Here is an 18,107-nt window from a genome sequence, read left to right on the forward strand (position 1 = left end):
ATAACATACGCACTGTGTGGTGATGATGGCAAGAAGGACACACCTGTTCCCATGCCGAACACAGCAGTTAAGCTTCTTAGCGCCGATGGTAGTTGGACCTTTGGTCCTGTGAGAGTAGGACGTCGCCACGCCAGTGTGTAGTTATGATTGACAATTTAATGTTGGAGGATTAGCTCAGCTGGGAGAGCGTCTGCCTTACAAGCAGGATGTCGGCGGTTCGATCCCGTCATCCTCCATCAATTCTGACTCGTTAGCTCAGTTGGTAGAGCAACTGACTTTTAATCAGTGGGTCGCAGGTTCGAATCCTGCACGGGTCATTTCGTTTCTTTGGTAAGAAGCAACGAAGCGGGTGTGGCGGAATTGGCAGACGCACCAGATTTAGGATCTGGCGCCGCAAGGCGTGGGGGTTCAAGTCCCTTCACCCGCAGTCACGTTTAAGTTTAAACGTTGAAAATTAAATAAGATAATTCATGTGCCGGCTTAGCTCAGTTGGTAGAGCATCTGATTTGTAATCAGAGGGTCGAGGGTTCAAGTCCTTTAGCCGGCACCATGCGAAAGTAGTTCAGTGGTAGAACACCACCTTGCCAAGGTGGGGGTCGCGGGTTCGAATCCCGTCTTTCGCTTGCCAGATATAAAACACAGGCAAACATGCCGGGGTGGCGGAACTGGCAGACGCACAGGACTTAAAATCCTGCGGTGAGTGATCACCGTGCCGGTTCGATTCCGGCCCTCGGCATTATCATCAAGCAGCCATAGCTCAATTGGATAGAGTACCTGACTACGAATCAGGCGGTTGCAGGTTCGACTCCTGCTGGCTGCATGTTTAAATATATAAACGACATCGGGAAGTAGCTCAGCTTGGTAGAGCACTTGGTTTGGGACCAAGGGGTCGCAGGTTCGAATCCTGTCTTCCCGATTTTTATAAAACTTATGGGGGCTTAGCTCAGCTGGGAGAGCGCCTGCTTTGCACGCAGGAGGTCAGCGGTTCGATCCCGCTAGTCTCCATTTTTTTATCTTTACATGTGAATAGTGCTAACCATTCACAATCTAATGGCGGTGTAGCTCAGCTGGCTAGAGCGTCCGGTTCATACCCGGGAGGTCATGGGTTCGATCCCCTTCGCCGCTATAGAGAACCAGGACCTTTAGCTCAGGTGGTTAGAGCAGACGGCTCATAACCGTCCGGTCGTAGGTTCGAGTCCTACAAGGTCCATGTTCAAGTTATGGAGGATTACCCAAGTCCGGCTGAAGGGAACGGTCTTGAAAACCGTCAGGCGTGTAAAAGCGCGCAAGGGTTCGAATCCCTTATCCTCCTTAACACAAATTTCATTATCGCGGAGTGGAGAAGTTGGCATCTCGTCGGGCTCATAACCCGAAGGTCGTAGGTTCGAGTCCTACCTCCGCAATCTTTATTGGAAAATGCGGGTGTAGTTTAGTGGTAAAACTACAGCCTTCCAAGCTGTTGTCGCGAGTTCGATTCTCGTCACCCGCTTTTAATTTAATACGGGCCTGTAGCTCAGCTGGTTAGAGCGCACCCCTGATAAGGGTGAGGTCGATGGTTCGAGTCCATTCAGGCCCATTTAGCAGATTTACGATTGGCAACCATTTTATATAATAAGATGGGGAAGTACTCAAGTGGCTGAAGAGGCGCCCCTGCTAAGGGTGTAGGTCGTTTTATAGCGGCGCGAGGGTTCAAATCCCTCCTTCTCCGTAGTATAAATGCTAGAAAATAATGACTAAATAAATACAAGGCCCGTTGGTCAAGCGGTTAAGACACCGCCCTTTCACGGCGGTAACACGGGTTCGAATCCCGTACGGGTCATGATTGAGTTAAATGGTTCAGTCTAATGGAGGATTACCCAAGTCCGGCTGAAGGGAACGGTCTTGAAAACCGTCAGGCGTGTAAAAGCGCGCAAGGGTTCGAATCCCTTATCCTCCTTTGTCTAAATAAGGCATAATTTAATATTATCGCGGAGTGGAGAAGTTGGCATCTCGTCGGGCTCATAACCCGAAGGTCGTAGGTTCGAGTCCTACCTCCGCAATTGGTCCGGTGGTGTAGGGGTTAACATGCTTGCCTGTCACGCAGGAGATCGCGGGTTCAAATCCCGTCCGGACCGTATTTTACTAAGCTAGACATCTGCGGGTGTAGTTTAGTGGTAAAACTACAGCCTTCCAAGCTGTTGTCGCGAGTTCGATTCTCGTCACCCGCTTTTTAGACTCACTACGGTGGGTTTTTTTGTTTATCGACTTATCTTCTAATGAATTGAATAGCTAGAATGTTTAGACTCCAGGCAAAGTGTGCGAGAACTTTGTCTGGAGTTTTTGTGTGCATATTAGTGTGGGTGCATTGGGGAAAACCGAACGCGGGTGTTTAATTATCCATATTATTCTAATGTATCTAATTGGTTTATAATTCTAAGCAGACATTCATATTTAAGGAAAGGTGGTTGCAAATGAATATTGAAACTCAACTGATACACGCTGGGAATACGACGGACGCTGCAACAGGTTCGGTTAACGTGCCTATTTATCAAACGTCTACCTATGCGCAAGTGTCATTAACTGAGAATAATGGCTATCTGTATGCGCGTGCGGATAATCCGACGCGTCATGCGTTGGAGCGTTTGATTGCGGAATTAGAGGAGGGCCACAAGGGTTTTGCTTTTGCTAGTGGTCTAGCGGCAATCAATAGTGTGTTAGCATTGTTCGGCCAAGGCGATACGATACTTACGTCTGATAATCTTTATGGTGGGACTTATCGAATGTTTCATCAAGTTTATAGTCGTTTTGGCTTAAACGTTAATGTGGTTGATACGACAGATATTGAAGCTGTGAGGGCAGCTTTTGAAGTTTCCAACTCAATTCGAGCGATTTATATTGAGTCGCCATCGAATCCCTTGTTAGATGTGAGCGATATCGAAGCGATTGCTAAGATTGCTCATCAGCATGATGCCTTGCTGATTGTTGACAATACCTTTATGTCGCCCTATTTGCAAAAGCCGCTAAATCTTGGAGCGGATATTGTCTTGCATAGTGCTACTAAGTATTTGAGCGGTCATAGTGATTTGCTAGCAGGTTTAGTTGTGACTAAAAGTGAAGCGTTGAGCGAGCAAATTGCCTTCCTGCAGAACTCGCTAGGGGGGATCCTCAGTCCGAATGATTCCTTTCTATTAATTAGAGGAATTAAAACGTTAGCAGTTCGACTAGATCGAACTTTAGTGAATACCCAGTTATTCCTGGATTACTTACGTCAGAGTAAGCAAGTCAAGCAACTCTATCATCCGACGCTACCATCACATCCAAATCATGGGATTTTCCTAAAGCAGACTAAAGGAAATATTGGTTTAATTTCTTTTGAGTTGACGTCAGATGTTAATATCGATCAGTTCTTATCTGGTCTTTCAATTATCACCTTAGCGGTCAGTTTGGGAGGCGTAGAGTCCTTAATCTGTAATCCGGCAAGTACAACACACGCTGTTTATCCTGAAGAGGAAAGAAATCGAATTGGCTTGGCCAATCACTTACTTAGAATATCAATTGGTATTGAATACGGAGAAGATTTGGTGGAAGATTTCGACCAAGCGCTTCAACAAGCGATTATTAAATAGAAACGATCAAATCAAGTTAATTAAAGGAGACAGGTAATATGTATAGAAAATTAATTCGAGTAGCATTAACGGTATTGGTATTGACTGCAACATTGCCTTTAACAGTAGCTTCGGCAGCCACAGTAGTAAAAGTTGGCACGGAAGGGGCTTATCCTCCCTATAACTATATAAATGATGATGGAGAAGTAGATGGTTATGATATAGCTGTAGCAAAAGCTGTTGATGAGTTGCTGGAAGATGTAGAGTTCGAATATGTGCCGACAGCCTGGGATGGCATATTTGTTGCATTGGATGCAGGTGAGTTTCAATTTATTGCCAGTAACCTGACTAAAAACGAAGAACGTGAAGCCAAGTATTTGTTTGCTGATGAGCCTTACAATTACGAAGGCGTACAATTAATCTTTAAAGAAGGGCGCGATGATATTCAGTCTTTTGAGGATTTGAAAGGCAAACGCGTTGCTGCTGGTGTGGGCAATGCGAATACAACTTTCCTTGAGCAGTATAATGAAGCAAATGGCAATGAGATTGAAATTGTCTACACAGATGGCAATATCAATAATGCTTTACTTGAACTAGAGAATGACAATGTCGATGCGACCATCGGTAGTGTAATCACGACACAATTAACAGCGGATGAATTAGGAATAAAGATTGCATCGATTCAACTGGTTGAATTGGATCTCAAGCCTGTTTACTTCCTTTATGCGCAATCAGAAGAAAACGAAGAATTAAAGCAAAAGATTGATGCAGCTTTGCTTGAACTACAAGAGAATGGTGTACTATCGGAGTTATCGATTGAATACTTCGGTAGAGATCAATCAACAGCAGAAGCAGCAGAAGCGAACTAACAAGTTGTAACGAAGGAGTTATCATGGGAGATTTATTTAATGTCGAATTTATGTTGAGTATTATTCCTGAAATATTAAGCGCCTTACCTAAAACAATTTGGTTAGCCAGTATCTCGGGATTGATTGGACTTATAATCGGCTTAATTGTGGCATTGATTCGCTATTTCGAGATTAAACTGTTAACACCTTTAGTGAAAGTGTATGTTTCTTTTATAAGAGGAACGCCTGCAATTTTACAGTTGTTTATCGTATATTATGGCATTCCAATCTTGTTGAAAATCATTAATCAAGAATTCGGAACGGCTTATGCGGTCAATGTACCGAAGGATGTTTATGCCATTATTGCCTTGTCTTTGAATGCGGGAGCCTTTATGTCTGAGACGTTCAGAAGCTCTTTATTGGCTGTTGATATTGGACAGCTGGAAGCTTGTTACAGTATTAATCTTACAACGAGTCAGGCTTTGAGACGAGTGATTATTCCGCAAGCCTTTGTCATTGCGATACCTCCCTTATCAAACACACTTGTTTCTTTGGTGAAGGAAACGTCTCTTTTGTTCATGATTTCAATTGTCGATTTGATGGCGCAAGGGCGGATTGTTGCTGCGAGAAGCTATCGTTACTTAGAAATGTATATTGTAGTTTCGCTGATTTATTGGGTGGTGTGTTCCATTCTAGCAGCCTTCTTCAATGCAGTTGAAAGACGGTATAGCCAGTACGAAAGGAGGTTAACTGATTGATTCAACTGAAGCAGTTATCCAAAAGCTTTGGACAGCAGGAGGTACTGAAAGAACTTGATCTTTCTATCGCAAAGGGAGAAGTGGTTGCGTTGATCGGCAAGAGTGGCGCTGGCAAGTCGACGTTATTACGCACGATTAATTGGTTGGATAAGCCAACGCAGGGAACGATTCAAATTGGGCAAGATAAGATTGACGCGGTTGGCTTTACACAAGAGGATGTCCGCAAGATTCGATCATATTCTAGTATGGTTTTTCAACACTATAATTTATTTAAGAATAAAACAGTCTTAGAGAATGTAATGGAGCACTTAGTCGTAGTTAAGCGATTATCGCGTGAGGAAGCAAGGGATAAGGCAATTGCGGTCTTAACAAGAGTTGGGATGTCGCATAAATTAAACGACTTTCCATCACGCCTTTCAGGTGGCCAGCAACAACGTGTTGGTATCGCACGGGCTTTAGCGAGTGATCCTGATATTATGTTGTTCGATGAACCCACGAGTGCCTTAGATCCAGAATGGGTCATCGAAATATTAGAAGTAATCCGTGATATTGCACAAGATGGTATTACGATGGTTATTGTGTCGCATGAGATGAATTTCGTGAAGAAGGTCGCGTCTCGCGTGATATTCTTGGACGGTGGTCGGATTGTTGAAGACGCAGCGCCGGATGAAATGTTCCTGGAACCGAAACATGAGCGTACTAAGCGGTTTTTAAACAGATTATTGCAGGAGTTTTAAACGAGTAATGAGTGATGATATTTAAGGAGGTTATTTATGTTATTTGATAATATTGTTGAAGCTATTGGGTATACACCGATAGTCAAAATTCAGAATTTGCCTGAGGACTTTGCGGATGTCTATGTCAAGTTAGAGAAAAACAATCCAAGTGGTTCTGTTAAGGATCGGCCAGTTAAATATATTGTTCAGGATTTGTTAGCAAGTGGAAAACTGGCGATCGGTGGAACACTTGTTGAATCTACAAGTGGCAATACTGGAGTAGGCTTAGCTATGATTGGTGCTGCTTTAGGGATCAAGGTGATTATTGTGATGCCAGATTCAATGAGTTTGGAACGTCGTACCATCATTCAAGCCTATGGTGCGGAATTAGTCTTAACACCAGCTTCAGGTGGCATGATCTTAGCAGGTGAAAGGGCTGAAGAGATTGCCAAAGAGCGTTCTGCAGTAGTCTTCGGTCAATTTACTAATGAAGCCAACGTCAAAGCCCACGCAGAAACAACAGCACATGAGATATTAGAAGATATTCCGGATGTAGCCGCCTTTGTGGCTGGGATTGGGACTGGCGGAACAGTATCGGGTGTTGGCCAGACACTAAAAGCAAACAATAAGGAAGTCATTATCTGGGCAGTTGAGCCAGCAGCCTCGCCATTAATTACGCAAGGTTTGGCAGGTCCACATAAAATTCAAGGTTTAGGAGCAAACTTTGTGCCAGAGATTCTAGATCAAGCGGTAATTGATCATGTTGAGACTGTTACGAATGAAGTTGCGATTGAGACAGCCGTTAAGTTAGCGAAAGAACAAGGCATCTTAGCGGGAATATCATCTGGTGCGAATTATGCCGCGGCAGTGCGATTAGCAGAACAATTAGGTAAAGGCAAAAAAGTTGTCGTTGTGTTACCAGATAGTGGTGAACGCTACTTATCGACGGGCTTTTATGGTGATGGTCAGGTTGAGTAAAGAATAGTCTGCTAGATATTTATTAACGCTCATGGTGAATAGGCAAGCAAGTTTTATCACAAAAGGGCATCTGGTTTGCTTAACTAGCGACTGGCTCTAAGTTGTAAAACTTGCTTGTTTTTGTGCGCTAGTCTGCCTATCGCAAAGGGTCTGGTTGATTACTGGCAGGCTCGATGCTGCTGTGCATTCTGACACAGAGAGTAACATAACGTGACATCGCCCTCTAATGTTTTTAATTTAATTTTAATAAAACTATTGACTTGTTGACAGCGCTTATTTATAATTAGTAATAATTCTGCCTGACAACTATATTGAGGCATTCCTAAGGAGGAAAATGAATGATATCAAAAGCTAGAAAGTTCGTTCAATCATTTGTTGCATTAGCTTTGTCGTTTTCTATATTAGCTCCCGTAGCTAGTGTGAGCGCACAAGATGAGAATGTACTACGTGTACAAACAGATGTAGAAATTGCATCACTGGATCCAAACATTGCGACAGATGGGACTTCGATGGAAGCCATCGCAGCCATCCAAGAAGGATTAATGACGCGGAATCAAGATGGCGAGTTTGTAGAGGCAGCCGCTGAAAGTTATGACGTAAGTGATGACGGTACAGTTTATACGTTCAAATTGCGTGAAGATGCTGTTTGGTCGAATGGGACTGCAGTGACGGCACATGACTTCGTCTATAGTTGGCAAAGATTAGCAGATCCTGCAACAGCAGCTGAGTATTCATTTATTCTAGATACGGCAGGCGTGAAGAACGCAGCAGCGGTTACTGCTGGAGATGTGGATAAAGCTGAATTAGGTGTTGTGGCGCTTGATGATTACACCTTGGAAGTGACTTTAGAGATTGCGACACCTTATTTCATTAGTTTGATGGCATTCTCACCTTTCTTCCCAATTAACCAAGATTTCTACGAGTCAACAGATGGCCAATTTGCAACGTCGCCTGAGACGACTATTTCAAATGGAGCCTTTATTCTATCAGGCTATACACCGGCTGGTTCAACAACAGATTTAACGAAGAACCCAGATTATTACGATGTAGCGAGCATTGCTTTAGATGGCATTCGTTTCCAAGTAATTAAAGATTCACAACAAGCGGTATTAGCTTACCAGACTGACCAGTTAGATATTACAAACATTTCGGGCGAGCAAGTGACGTTATTCTCTGCTGACCCAGAGTTCCGTTCTGTTGAGCAAGGTTACATGTGGTTTATTTCGCCTAATGAGTTAAATGAAGATTTAGCCAATGTTGATTTGAGATTAGCTTTAGGTAAAGCTTTTGACCGTGATGTGATTGCTAATAATGTCTTGAAAGACGGTTCGCTACCAGCTGCTTACTTCATTCCACAATTATTAGCTGCAGGTCCAGACGGCACAGATTTCCGTGATGCTGCAGGGCGTGATTTACTAGCGTCAAACGCTGAGGAAGCTGTCGTTCATTATGAAGCGGCCAAAGAAGCATTGGGCAAAGATAGCTTTACTCTGAGATTACTTGTTGAAGACACAGAAGCGTCCATTAACGTTGCACAATCTTTAGAAGCGCAAATCGAAGCGACATTACCGGGTGTGGATATTCAGATTGAACAAACGCCTAAGAAAAACCGTTTAGATCGCATGCGTGAAGGGGACTTTGATTTAGGGCTTACACGTTGGGGACCAGATTACGCAGATCCTACAACTTACTTACAATTGTTAATCACGGATAGTAGCTACAACGATGCGCGTTATTCAAACGAACAATTTGATGCGGACTATGTGTCGATTCAAACGGGTGACCTTGTATTAGATGAGGCAGCTCGTTTTGATAAGATGATTGAAATGGAAGCTTTGGCACTGTCTGAAGCAGGTGTTTTACCAGTATATCAAGCAGCGTCAGCAGTATTGTTAAAAGCAAATGTTGATCAAATTGGTTTCTATACAACAGGAACACCACGCGTCTTCAAATATGCTGTGAAACAGTAAAGATAAGCTAAAGTTAGATAAGCAATAGAAGTCAGAAAGTTTTCTAAACATGTTATCTGAGCGTTCATGCTGATAAGATGTAGAACTCTTTTCTGGCTTTGCTTATTTCTAGCGTTCAAGTAGCTTCAACAACTTCTAGAAAGGATCTATCTTTATGAGTAAGTATTTAATTAAACGCGTGTTGATTTCACTTGCGACATTATTGTTAATTGTCTTTATTCTATTTATGCTATTGCAATTTATGCCAGGGTCTCCCTTTAATGATGAACGTATCACGCCAGAGCAAAGAGAATTAATGAATATTCGTTATGGTTTGGATAAGCCTGTTTTGGTGCAATTCTTTAATTATGTTAAGAGTATGTTGTCAGGTGATTTAGGCGTTTCTTATTCAATTTCACGTGACGTACCTGTGACCACCTTATTGCAAAGTCGATTGCCGATTTCCTTTGAATTAGGATTCTGGGCTGTCATTGTTGGGACAGCATCTGGTTTAGTGTTCGGGACGATTGCAGCTTTTAATCAGAATTCGATTTGGGATACATTGTCAACTTTACTTTCTGTAATTGGTGTAAGTGTGCCTTCTTATGTCTTTGCCTTGGGCTTGTCTTATTATTTCGGTTTCCAGTGGCGTATCTTTCCGATTCTATTCAATTTGAATGATAAAGCGATGAGTATGGTCTTGCCTGTTGTTGCCTTAAGTTTGTTTACGATGGCTTCGATTGCGCGCTTCACTCGAACGGAAATGATTGAAGTGCTGCAATCGGATTATATTCAACTTGCGGAAAGTAAAGGTGTGACGGGGACACGCTTATTGTTTAAGCATGTATTGCGTAATGCCAGTATTCCGATTTTAACGGTGCTAGCTCCCTTAGTGGTCGGGCTAATGACAGGTTCAATGGTTGTTGAGCAAATATTCTCCATACCTGGTTTAGGGCAGTTACTCGTTCAAGCAATTCAGTCGAATGACTTCAACATTGTGATGGGGATATCGTTTATCTATTCAGCATTATTTATCTTTGTGATGTTAGTGGTAGATATACTATATGGTGTGTTAGATCCACGAATTCGCGTAACGGGAGGAGAATAACGATGACAGAGCAACAAGTAAATGCACACAAACAGACTTATAATTTTCTTCCGGATGACTTTGAGTGGGCCGATAAATCACAAGATGCTCATGAACAGGAAATCTATGTCAGGGAATCTGCTTTTAAGCAATTCCTGGTGAAGTTTTCTAAGAATAAAGGATCCGTATTCGGCCTGGTTTTTATTATCACCATTGTTTTCTTTGCCTTGCTTGGACCTTATATGAATGACTTCGGTTCAAACGAACAGATTATTGGCAATGAGAGTATGGCACCGAGAGTACCATTCCTAGAAAACTTCGGTATTCTGGATGGTGGACAAACCTTGAAAGCTTCAACTGGTTCAATGGTTATCAACAAATATGAAACAAATCCCAATGCAGCAGATACTTATTATTGGTTTGGGAGTGATGTTTTAGGTCGTGATATCTTTACCAGAACTTGGGAAGGCACGCGTATCTCTTTATACATTGCTTTGGTTGCGGTGATTGTCGACGTCTTAATCGGCATGACGTATGGTTTAATCTCAGGTTATTTCGGTGGGAAAGTTGATATGATCATGCAGCGTTTACTTGAGATTCTGAATGGTATTCCAAGTTTGGTGATTGTGACGCTGTTGATTGTCGTGCTGCGACCAGGCATACTCAGTATTACAATCGCGATTGCTTTAACGGGCTGGATTGGTATGTCACGAGTGGCAAGGGCTCAAATACTGAAGCTTAAAGATCGAGAATTTGTGCTGGCAGCTCGGACCTTAGGCGCAAAGCCAAGTACGCTTATATTCAAAGAGATATTACCGAATATCTTCGCTCAGCTTATTATCATGTCCATGTTTAGTGTACCCAATGCGATTTTTACAGAGTCATTCTTAGCCTTTATTGGTTTGGGTGTTCCAATGCCGAATGCTTCTTTGGGTTCCTTGATTAGCGATGCCTTCAAATCTTTCTTGAATGCGCCGTTTATGATTATCCCGCCCGTGCTAGTCTTATCACTGACCATGTTAAGCTTTAACTTACTGGCAGATGGTCTGCGCGATGCGTTGGATCCAACTATGAAGGAGGTCTAATAATGTCCCGTCAAAAAATTCTAGAAATGCGTGACTTGAGTGTCTCCTTTCGTACATCCCAGGGGCCAATTGAAACGATTCGCGGTGTAAACCTTGATTTGTATAAAGGGGAGACGCTTGCGATTGTGGGGGAATCCGGCTCTGGGAAATCAGTTACCGTCAAAACAATCATGGGGATTCTGGCTAATAATCAGCGAATTAATTCAGGCGTCATAGAATATAAGTATGAAGAGAATGGTCAGATTACGTCAATTGATTTGCTGAAAATCAGTAAGAAAGAGATGCGTCGCAAGTTTAATGGTAAACGGATTGCAATGGTCTTCCAAGATCCCATGACTTCGCTTAACCCTACTATGACGATTGGCGATCAGATTATGGAAGGGATGTTTATCCACTACAACACACCTCGTAAAGAGGCGCGCCAGAAAGCTTTGAGTTTGCTTGAACTTGTTGGCATTACCAACGGCGAAGAACGGCTTGGGCAATATCCTCACCAATTATCTGGTGGTATGCGCCAAAGAATTGTTATCGCAATTGCGTTAGCATGTGACCCAGAAATTCTAATCTGTGATGAACCAACAACTGCTCTAGACGTAACCATCCAAGCCAAAATACTCGAACTAATCAAGGCGATTCAAGAAAAAACAGGTATTGCGGTTATTTATATCACACATGACTTAGGTGTGGTGGCTAAAGTAGCTGACTATGTCAATGTAATGTATGCTGGACGTATTATCGAACGCGGTACTGTCGATGATATCTTTTATGATCCAAAACATCCTTATACATGGGGCTTGTTATCAGCTATGCCTGACGTCAATACGAAATCAGATAAACTTTATGCGATTCCGGGAAATCCGCCAAACTTAGCCCATCATAAACAAGGTGATCCTTTCTATGTGCGAAATGAGTACGCATTAAATATTGATAAGCGTATTGATCCACCGGTTTTCCAAGTATCAGATACGCATTATGTCGCAAGTTGGTTAATGCATAATAATGCACCCAAAATTGAAATGCCTCCTGAACTACAAGAAAGACTAGAACGAATGAAATTGGAGGCGAGCCACTATGACTAAATATCAACAACCTTTATTAGAAGTTAAAAACTTGAAACAACACTTTAAAGTGAGTAAGAATTTTACTGTGAAAGCTGTTGATGGTGTGAGCTTTCATATAAATCCAGGTGAAACATATGGTTTAGTAGGTGAGTCTGGTTCTGGTAAATCAACGATTGGACGCTCAATTATTCGCTTATATAACCCAACATCGGGTTCAATCTTATTTGATAATAAAGAAATTGCAGGTAAGTTAGATAAAGAACGTGATACTATGCTGCGTACGAACATGCAAATGATCTTCCAAGATCCAATGGCTAGTTTAAATCCACGTAAAAAAATTATTGAGATTATCACACAAGGTTTGGATATTCAGAATATGTATCCATCAAAAACTGAAAGAGAAGCGAAAGGTTTGGAAATTCTTGAACGTGTAGGTTTATCGCGTGAATTTGCTAACCGTTATCCGCACCAATTCTCAGGCGGACAGAGACAACGGGTTGGGATTGCTAGAGCTTTGATTATGAATCCGCAATTGATTATTGCAGATGAGTCAATAAGTGCTTTGGATGTGTCGATTCAAGCTCAAATTGTAAACTTGATGAAAGATATTCAAGAAGAAACCAAAGTATCTTATTTATTCATTGCACATGACTTGTCAATGGTAAAGTATATTTCAGATCGTATTGGTGTCTTGCATCAAGGTCACTTGTTAGAGACGGGTACGACAGATGAAATTTTCGCGAATCCAATTCATCCTTACACACGTTCGTTGCTATCAGCGATTCCTCATCCGAATCCACGTCTTGAGAAACATCGTGTTGCCCTGCATTATGATTATGCTGGCAGTGGATTTAATTACGCATTAGGAGAAGAACATAAGATTTCGGATACGCATTCTGTTTGGTTAGAGCCAGCGAAGCGTGACCAAGTGATTCAAGAAGCGAAAAATCATCCAATTGTATAATAATGATTAAGGAGATGGTGGAAACACTGTCTCTTTTTTTATTGTGTAAGGGTTATAAGTTTTATGTTGGTTTACCGTGTTTATGCTTCGCTCAACTCATTGTTTTTCCAAGGCGGTGGTCGCTTTCAAAGCTTTTTCGGGCTTTATAGTCTAATCTGGCCGAAAGTCCCGAACAATCGGCTAGATAAAGGCATATTCTAGCCGAAGGTCCCGAACAATCGACTAGATAAAGGCATATTCTAGCCGAAGGTCCCAAACAATCGACTAGATAAAGGCATATTCTAGCCGAAGGTCCTGAACAATCGGCTAGATAAAGGTGTAATCTAGCCGAAGGTCACGCACAATCAACTAGAGTAACCGAACCATTTTTTCTAGCAAGAAAACCAATGAAATAATCGTTTCAAAAGCCTTCGCTCTAGCATGAGCAATCCACTGGCTCAGCTATATCTATTATACCAAGCAGCTTTTTTCGAAATAGGAGGAGACTTTGATAAGTATTTTGAAAAAGGGGTTGTAATTGATTAAAAGATGAGTTATATTAATATCAGATTAGAAAACATTAACATTAGTTAAGGAAGTTTACTCATGAAAACATTAAACGCACAAAACATTATTATTATTATTAATATGAGGGCTATGTATTTATAGAAATTCTATAAAATATACAGTCCTATTCGTGCATGTAATGATGAATGGGACTTCCTAACGGGCCACCCATTCTTTATTGAATGGGTGGTTTTTTATTTAGCTATCAACTAATCAAAGCGGCTATTAGCCAGCAAAAATTATAGGAGGAACACAGCATGAATTTAAGAAAATTTGGGGTAAAATTACTAGCAGGTTTAACGTTATTATCGGCAACAGCACCAACAACAGCAGCTTTCGCACAAGAGGACAAAGAACCGATTTTAGTAGGTGCCAACTATGAATTATCAGGCTATTCTGCATCGTACGGGGTGGCGTTATTTGAAGCCTTAGAATTAGCAGTTGAGCAAGTAAATGCGAATGGCGGTTTATTAGATGGACGTCCTGTTGAATTGGTTTACGCTGATAACCAGTCAGATAAAACTGAAACAGTTTCAGTAGCAACAAAATTAATTGAAGATGGTGTCGTCGCGATTGTAGGACCTGGCGCAACTGACGTTGCAATGGTGCAAAGTCAAATTATTGAAGATGCTGGCGTTCCAACTTTAATTCCTGCTGCAACAGCGGACCATTTAACGACTAATCCTGAAGGCGATGTTTATAACTATTTATTCCGTTTAGCCTCGACATATACTTTCCAAGCCAATGCAGCAGCGCGTTTCGCACAAGATCAATTTGGTGCAACTAAAGCAGTTGTGTTAGTCGATCAATCAAATGACTATTCTGTTGGACAAGCGGGACCTTTCGTTGAGGAGTTTGAACGTTTAGGTGGTGAGATTGTCCGCGAAGAATCTTACACAGGCGGCGAAACAGATTTCATGGGAATTCTGACAACGTTATTAGCGGAAGATTTCGATGTAATTTACCTACCTGCCTTTTATACAGAAGGTGGCTTGATCACGAAACAAGCGCGTGAGATGGGAATTACTCAACCAATCTTAAGTGGTCATGGTTTCGCAAGTGATACATTAGTTGAATTAGCTGGTGCAGAAAACGCGACAGACCTCTACTATACGTCACATTTCCATACAGGTTCAGAGAGTCCAGTGGTTCAAGAGTTCATTGCAGCTTATGAAGCGAAATTCGGTAAAAAACCGGATACTTTTGGTGCTTTAGGTTACGATGCGGCTAATTTATTATTCCAAGCAATTGAAGACGCAGGCTCAACAGACCGCGACGCTGTACGTGACGCAATTGAGAACACCCAACAATTCGATGGTGTGACAGGATCTTTCTCATTCGATGACTACCATAATGCTGTGAAAACAGCACCAATGCTTCACATGGTGAATGGTGAAATCGTAGACGTGTTTGAAGTTGATGGTTCAACTGTAACTGAATAAACTCAACAAATCTCAGGTTTAAATGTACCTGAGATTTTTTCTTTTCAAAATCACATCCCTTCCAAAATATTTCACAGTATTCTATAATTAAATCGACATAAGATAACGAATTTCACTTTATCTTTGTGCAAAAAGGTGCTACAATTAATCAAATAAGCATTGGAATAAATCCAATGCAATTTAATTTAGACAAAATAGATTCGAAATCGTATAATAATAAATTGTGCGATGATTCATGAAGGCAAGGGGGTAGAGAATGTTAACGATTGAGGGCATAGAAAAGTCATTCGGTGACAACAAGGTTCTAAAAGGGATTGATCTAAAAGTCAACCGTGACGATGTTGTTGCGTTAATAGGTCCAAAATGAACGAATTGCGTTCGCAAATTTATCGTTCTGTGATGATGACGCAAGGGCAACGGTTAATCTTAACGCCAGGTTGTGGAATACGTCACCCATATGAGGAAACAACGATTCAATTTATTCAGAAAGTTATCAAAGAAACAGAAGCATTCATTAAATAAAATGACTGTAGTAGGCCTCGAGTTTTCGGGGCTTATTTTGTTAGGGAAAGTAAAACGTATTCATTTCGAAAAGTCATTGACAAAGCGCTCTGAGCGTTATAATATAACACAGCAAGCAAGAAAATGATGCGATTGACAGCGTTATTTGGAAGCTTCAAAGACATATCTACACATTGTAACTTCAATCAATCATATGTTTCACTGTCAACACAACCCTGTGAAGATCATAAGCAGAAGATAGGTTATTTAAACTACACCTTATATTTTTTCATCTTAAATTAGACTTACTGACATTATTACACTGTATATAATAGAAGATATAATATCAAAAATCGTAAAAGACCTGTTAAATCAATGATTAACGTGTGTTTTTTTATGCTGATATTTATTAGAAAAAATCTTTTGAAAAACTTATGATAAATTTCGCGAAAAACCTTGCATCACTACGTTTTATACTATATAATAGTCGTTGTGTCTGTTGAAGGTTTATTTGAAACTGAAACGACGCAAACCTTGGAAACAAGGGAAAGACAGCGATGAAGCGAGAGGTTGCGACACGCTAGGACGAGTTGCCACGGGCTAGTGAAGTTGGAGATTCTTGTGGAGCAAGTCATTTTTAAAATTGACGAAGGAGGAAATTAATCATGGCAAAACAAAAAATTCGTATTCGCTTAAAAGCATATGAGCATAGAGCTTTAGATGTATCAGCGAATAAAATTGTTGAATCAGCACAAAGAACGGGAGCTAAAACGGCAGGACCAATTCCATTGCCAACAGACCGCTCTTTATATACGGTAATTCGTTCACCGCATAAATACAAAGATTCACGTGAACAATTCGAAATGCGCACACACAAACGTGTAATTGACATTTTAGAACCAACTGCTAAAACAGTTGATGCTTTAATGAAATTAGACTTACCAAGTGGCGTAGACGTAGAAATTAAATTATAAAATAAAAAAATGGAGGTGTACTCATGACCAAAGGAATCTTAGGAACAAAAGTAGGAATGACTCAATTCTTTACGGAAAATGGTGAATTAATCCCTGTAACAGTAATCCAAGCCCCAGCAAACGTAGTTTTACAAGTTAAAACAAACGAAACTGATGGTTACGAAGCTGTACAAGTTGGTTACCAAGATTTACGTGAAGTATTATCAAACAAACCTGCTAAGGGTCATGTAGCAAAAGCAAATGCTACTCCTAAGCGCTTCATTCGCGAGTTTCGTGATGTTGAGCTAGGAGAATATGAAGTAGGGCAAGAAATCACAGTAGAAACGTTCGCAGTTGGTGATATCGTCGATGTGACGGGTACATCAAAAGGTAAAGGATTCCAAGGTGCTATTAAGCGTCATGGACAAAGCCGCGGACCAGAATCTCACGGTTCTCGTTACCACCGTCGTGTCGGATCAATGGGTATGGCATCAGATCCATCTAAAGTATTCAAAGGTAAAAAATTACCTGGACAAACTGGTGGCGAACGCGTAACAATCCAAAACCTAGAAGTGGTTTCTGTTGATACAGAAAACAACGTAATCTTAATTAAAGGTAACGTTCCAGGATCTAAAAAATCTTTAGTAGAAGTTAAACAAGCAATTAAAACTGTTAAATAATATATCAAGAAGGGAGGAACGAGAGAATGCCAAAAGTTACTTTATTTAAACAAGACGGTTCAACAGCCGGAGAAGTAGAATTAAACGAAGCAGTATTCGGGATTGAGCCTAACGAAAGCGTAATATTTGACGCTGTAATTATGCAACGTGCTTCATTACGTCAAGGAACACATGCTGTTAAAAACAGAAGTGCAGTACGTGGTGGTGGCCGTAAGCCATGGAGACAAAAAGGAACTGGTCGTGCACGTCAAGGTTCAACTAGATCACCACAATGGGTTGGTGGTGGAGTTGTGTTTGGACCAACACCTCGTTCATATAGTTACAAATTACCAAGAAAAGTGCGTCGTTTAGCTTTAAACTCAGTACTTTCACAAAAAGTTTTAGAAAACAACTTGGTAGTAGTGGATGCATTAAATTTTGATGCACCAAAAACACAAGATTTCAAAGCTGTATTAGCTAACTTAGATGTTACAACTAAAACATTATTAATTTTAGAAGGTGACAATGCTAATACTTACTTATCAGCACGTAACATTCCAAACGTTAAAGTAATCGACGATTACAACGTGAATGTTTTAGATGTTGTAAATTACGACAAAGTAATTATTACGCAAGCTGCGCTTTCAACAGTAGAGGAGGCTTTAGCATAATGCAATTATCAGAAGTAATTTTACGTCCAGTAATCACTGAGCAATCAATGATGTTAATGGAAGACAATAAATACACATTCGAAGTTGACACTCGTGCTAACAAAACACACATCAGACAAGCTGTTGAAGCTATGTTTGAAGGTGTAAAAGTAGCTAAAGTAAACACGATCAACGTAGCTGGTAAAGCTAAACGTATGGGTCGTTACAGTGGTTACACTCGTAAATATAAAAAAGCTGTAGTAACTTTAACTGCAGATTCAAAAACTATCGAATTATTCGCTGACGCTGAATAATTATCTGAATAA

General features: G+C 41.0%; 16 protein-coding genes, 21 tRNA genes and 1 rRNA gene. All 38 read left to right on the forward strand.

The window, feature by feature from the left end; genetic code table 11:
• Positions 1 to 15 precede the first annotated feature (15 nt).
• The 38 genes from rrf to GF867_RS00190 all read left to right on the forward strand — a co-directional run bounded on the left by rrf (position 16) and on the right by GF867_RS00190 (position 18,095).
• A 5S ribosomal RNA gene (gene rrf / locus GF867_RS00005) occupies positions 16 to 131 on the forward strand.
• Positions 132 to 163: 32 nt separating this feature from the next.
• Positions 164 to 236: transfer RNA gene (locus tag GF867_RS00010), tRNA-Val, on the forward strand.
• An 8-nt stretch (positions 237 to 244) separates the two neighbouring features.
• Positions 245 to 317 (forward strand) — tRNA-Lys (locus GF867_RS00015).
• Positions 318 to 345: 28 nt separating this feature from the next.
• Positions 346 to 427: transfer RNA gene (locus GF867_RS00020), tRNA-Leu, on the forward strand.
• Between the two features lie 47 nt (positions 428 to 474).
• Positions 475 to 550 (forward strand) — tRNA-Thr (locus GF867_RS00025).
• 1 nt (position 551) lies between these two features.
• Positions 552 to 623: transfer RNA gene (locus GF867_RS00030), tRNA-Gly, on the forward strand.
• A gap of 27 nt (positions 624 to 650) precedes the next feature.
• A tRNA-Leu gene (locus GF867_RS00035) sits at positions 651 to 736 on the forward strand.
• A 10-nt stretch (positions 737 to 746) separates the two neighbouring features.
• Positions 747 to 820, forward strand: a tRNA-Arg gene (locus tag GF867_RS00040).
• Between the two features lie 22 nt (positions 821 to 842).
• Positions 843 to 916 (forward strand) — tRNA-Pro (locus GF867_RS00045).
• 16 nt (positions 917 to 932) lie between these two features.
• Positions 933 to 1,005, forward strand: a tRNA-Ala gene (locus GF867_RS00050).
• A 47-nt stretch (positions 1,006 to 1,052) separates the two neighbouring features.
• A tRNA-Met gene (locus GF867_RS00055) sits at positions 1,053 to 1,126 on the forward strand.
• A 10-nt stretch (positions 1,127 to 1,136) separates the two neighbouring features.
• A tRNA-Ile gene (locus GF867_RS00060) sits at positions 1,137 to 1,210 on the forward strand.
• A 12-nt stretch (positions 1,211 to 1,222) separates the two neighbouring features.
• Positions 1,223 to 1,312: transfer RNA gene (locus GF867_RS00065), tRNA-Ser, on the forward strand.
• Between the two features lie 18 nt (positions 1,313 to 1,330).
• Positions 1,331 to 1,403: transfer RNA gene (locus GF867_RS00070), tRNA-Met, on the forward strand.
• A gap of 15 nt (positions 1,404 to 1,418) precedes the next feature.
• Positions 1,419 to 1,489: transfer RNA gene (locus GF867_RS00075), tRNA-Gly, on the forward strand.
• A gap of 13 nt (positions 1,490 to 1,502) precedes the next feature.
• A tRNA-Ile gene (locus tag GF867_RS00080) sits at positions 1,503 to 1,576 on the forward strand.
• A 42-nt stretch (positions 1,577 to 1,618) separates the two neighbouring features.
• Positions 1,619 to 1,708: transfer RNA gene (locus tag GF867_RS00085), tRNA-Ser, on the forward strand.
• Between the two features lie 39 nt (positions 1,709 to 1,747).
• A tRNA-Glu gene (locus GF867_RS00090) sits at positions 1,748 to 1,819 on the forward strand.
• Between the two features lie 27 nt (positions 1,820 to 1,846).
• Positions 1,847 to 1,936, forward strand: a tRNA-Ser gene (locus GF867_RS00095).
• 30 nt (positions 1,937 to 1,966) lie between these two features.
• A tRNA-Met gene (locus GF867_RS00100) sits at positions 1,967 to 2,039 on the forward strand.
• 2 nt (positions 2,040 to 2,041) lie between these two features.
• Positions 2,042 to 2,114: transfer RNA gene (locus GF867_RS00105), tRNA-Asp, on the forward strand.
• A 22-nt stretch (positions 2,115 to 2,136) separates the two neighbouring features.
• Positions 2,137 to 2,207: transfer RNA gene (locus tag GF867_RS00110), tRNA-Gly, on the forward strand.
• 243 nt (positions 2,208 to 2,450) lie between these two features.
• Entirely contained in the window at positions 2,451 to 3,605 is a 1,155-nt protein-coding gene (locus GF867_RS00115; protein WP_153831096.1) for a trans-sulfuration enzyme family protein, read from the forward strand.
• 38 nt (positions 3,606 to 3,643) lie between these two features.
• Complete coding sequence (locus GF867_RS00120) at positions 3,644 to 4,453, forward strand: transporter substrate-binding domain-containing protein (protein ID WP_153831097.1); 810 nt, start codon at positions 3,644 to 3,646, stop codon at positions 4,451 to 4,453.
• 23 nt (positions 4,454 to 4,476) lie between these two features.
• Complete coding sequence (locus GF867_RS00125) at positions 4,477 to 5,190, forward strand: amino acid ABC transporter permease (protein WP_153831098.1); 714 nt, start codon at positions 4,477 to 4,479, stop codon at positions 5,188 to 5,190.
• Positions 5,187 to 5,927, forward strand: coding sequence for an amino acid ABC transporter ATP-binding protein (locus GF867_RS00130; RefSeq protein ID WP_153831099.1), 741 nt, complete (start codon positions 5,187 to 5,189; stop codon positions 5,925 to 5,927). Before GF867_RS00125 ends, GF867_RS00130 begins: the two co-directional genes overlap by 4 nt.
• A gap of 36 nt (positions 5,928 to 5,963) precedes the next feature.
• Complete coding sequence (cysK, locus tag GF867_RS00135; RefSeq protein WP_153831100.1) at positions 5,964 to 6,884, forward strand: cysteine synthase A; 921 nt, start codon at positions 5,964 to 5,966, stop codon at positions 6,882 to 6,884.
• Between the two features lie 338 nt (positions 6,885 to 7,222).
• Positions 7,223 to 8,854, forward strand: a complete 1,632-nt coding sequence (locus tag GF867_RS00140; protein WP_153831101.1) for a peptide ABC transporter substrate-binding protein — start codon at positions 7,223 to 7,225, stop codon at positions 8,852 to 8,854.
• Positions 8,855 to 9,008: 154 nt separating this feature from the next.
• Positions 9,009 to 9,941 (forward strand): ABC transporter permease, encoded by a 933-nt coding sequence (locus tag GF867_RS00145; protein ID WP_153831102.1) that lies wholly within the window; start codon positions 9,009 to 9,011, stop codon positions 9,939 to 9,941.
• A gap of 2 nt (positions 9,942 to 9,943) precedes the next feature.
• On the forward strand, positions 9,944 to 11,005 hold the full coding sequence (locus tag GF867_RS00150; RefSeq protein ID WP_153831103.1) for an ABC transporter permease: 1,062 nt from the start codon (positions 9,944 to 9,946) through the stop codon (positions 11,003 to 11,005).
• Between the two features lie 2 nt (positions 11,006 to 11,007).
• The gene (locus tag GF867_RS00155) at positions 11,008 to 12,084 is read left to right on the forward strand and encodes an ABC transporter ATP-binding protein (protein ID WP_153831104.1); all 1,077 of its coding nucleotides are present in this window, start codon (positions 11,008 to 11,010) and stop codon (positions 12,082 to 12,084) included.
• Positions 12,077 to 13,030, forward strand: coding sequence for an ABC transporter ATP-binding protein (locus GF867_RS00160; protein WP_153831105.1), 954 nt, complete (start codon positions 12,077 to 12,079; stop codon positions 13,028 to 13,030). The genes GF867_RS00155 and GF867_RS00160 overlap by 8 nt, the downstream gene beginning before the upstream one ends.
• Before the next feature lie 803 nt (positions 13,031 to 13,833).
• The gene (locus tag GF867_RS00165; RefSeq protein WP_153831106.1) at positions 13,834 to 15,018 is read left to right on the forward strand and encodes an ABC transporter substrate-binding protein; all 1,185 of its coding nucleotides are present in this window, start codon (positions 13,834 to 13,836) and stop codon (positions 15,016 to 15,018) included.
• Between the two features lie 363 nt (positions 15,019 to 15,381).
• Positions 15,382 to 15,540: a hypothetical protein gene (locus tag GF867_RS00170; RefSeq protein ID WP_153831107.1), complete on the forward strand. Its 159-nt coding sequence runs from the start codon at positions 15,382 to 15,384 to the stop codon at positions 15,538 to 15,540.
• A gap of 644 nt (positions 15,541 to 16,184) precedes the next feature.
• A complete protein-coding gene (gene rpsJ, locus GF867_RS00175) occupies positions 16,185 to 16,493 on the forward strand; it encodes a 30S ribosomal protein S10 (RefSeq protein WP_153831108.1) in 309 nt (102 codons plus the stop codon).
• Positions 16,494 to 16,516: 23 nt separating this feature from the next.
• A complete protein-coding gene (gene rplC / locus GF867_RS00180) occupies positions 16,517 to 17,152 on the forward strand; it encodes a 50S ribosomal protein L3 (protein WP_153831109.1) in 636 nt (211 codons plus the stop codon).
• Between the two features lie 26 nt (positions 17,153 to 17,178).
• Entirely contained in the window at positions 17,179 to 17,802 is a 624-nt protein-coding gene (gene rplD, locus GF867_RS00185; protein WP_153831110.1) for a 50S ribosomal protein L4, read from the forward strand.
• Positions 17,802 to 18,095, forward strand: coding sequence for a 50S ribosomal protein L23 (locus GF867_RS00190; protein WP_153831111.1), 294 nt, complete (start codon positions 17,802 to 17,804; stop codon positions 18,093 to 18,095). Before rplD ends, GF867_RS00190 begins: the two co-directional genes overlap by 1 nt.
• Positions 18,096 to 18,107: the final 12 nt, after the last annotated feature.

It is taken from the genome of Fundicoccus ignavus, from assembly GCF_009659375.1.
Taxonomy (GTDB): domain Bacteria; phylum Bacillota; class Bacilli; order Lactobacillales; family Aerococcaceae; genus Fundicoccus; species Fundicoccus ignavus.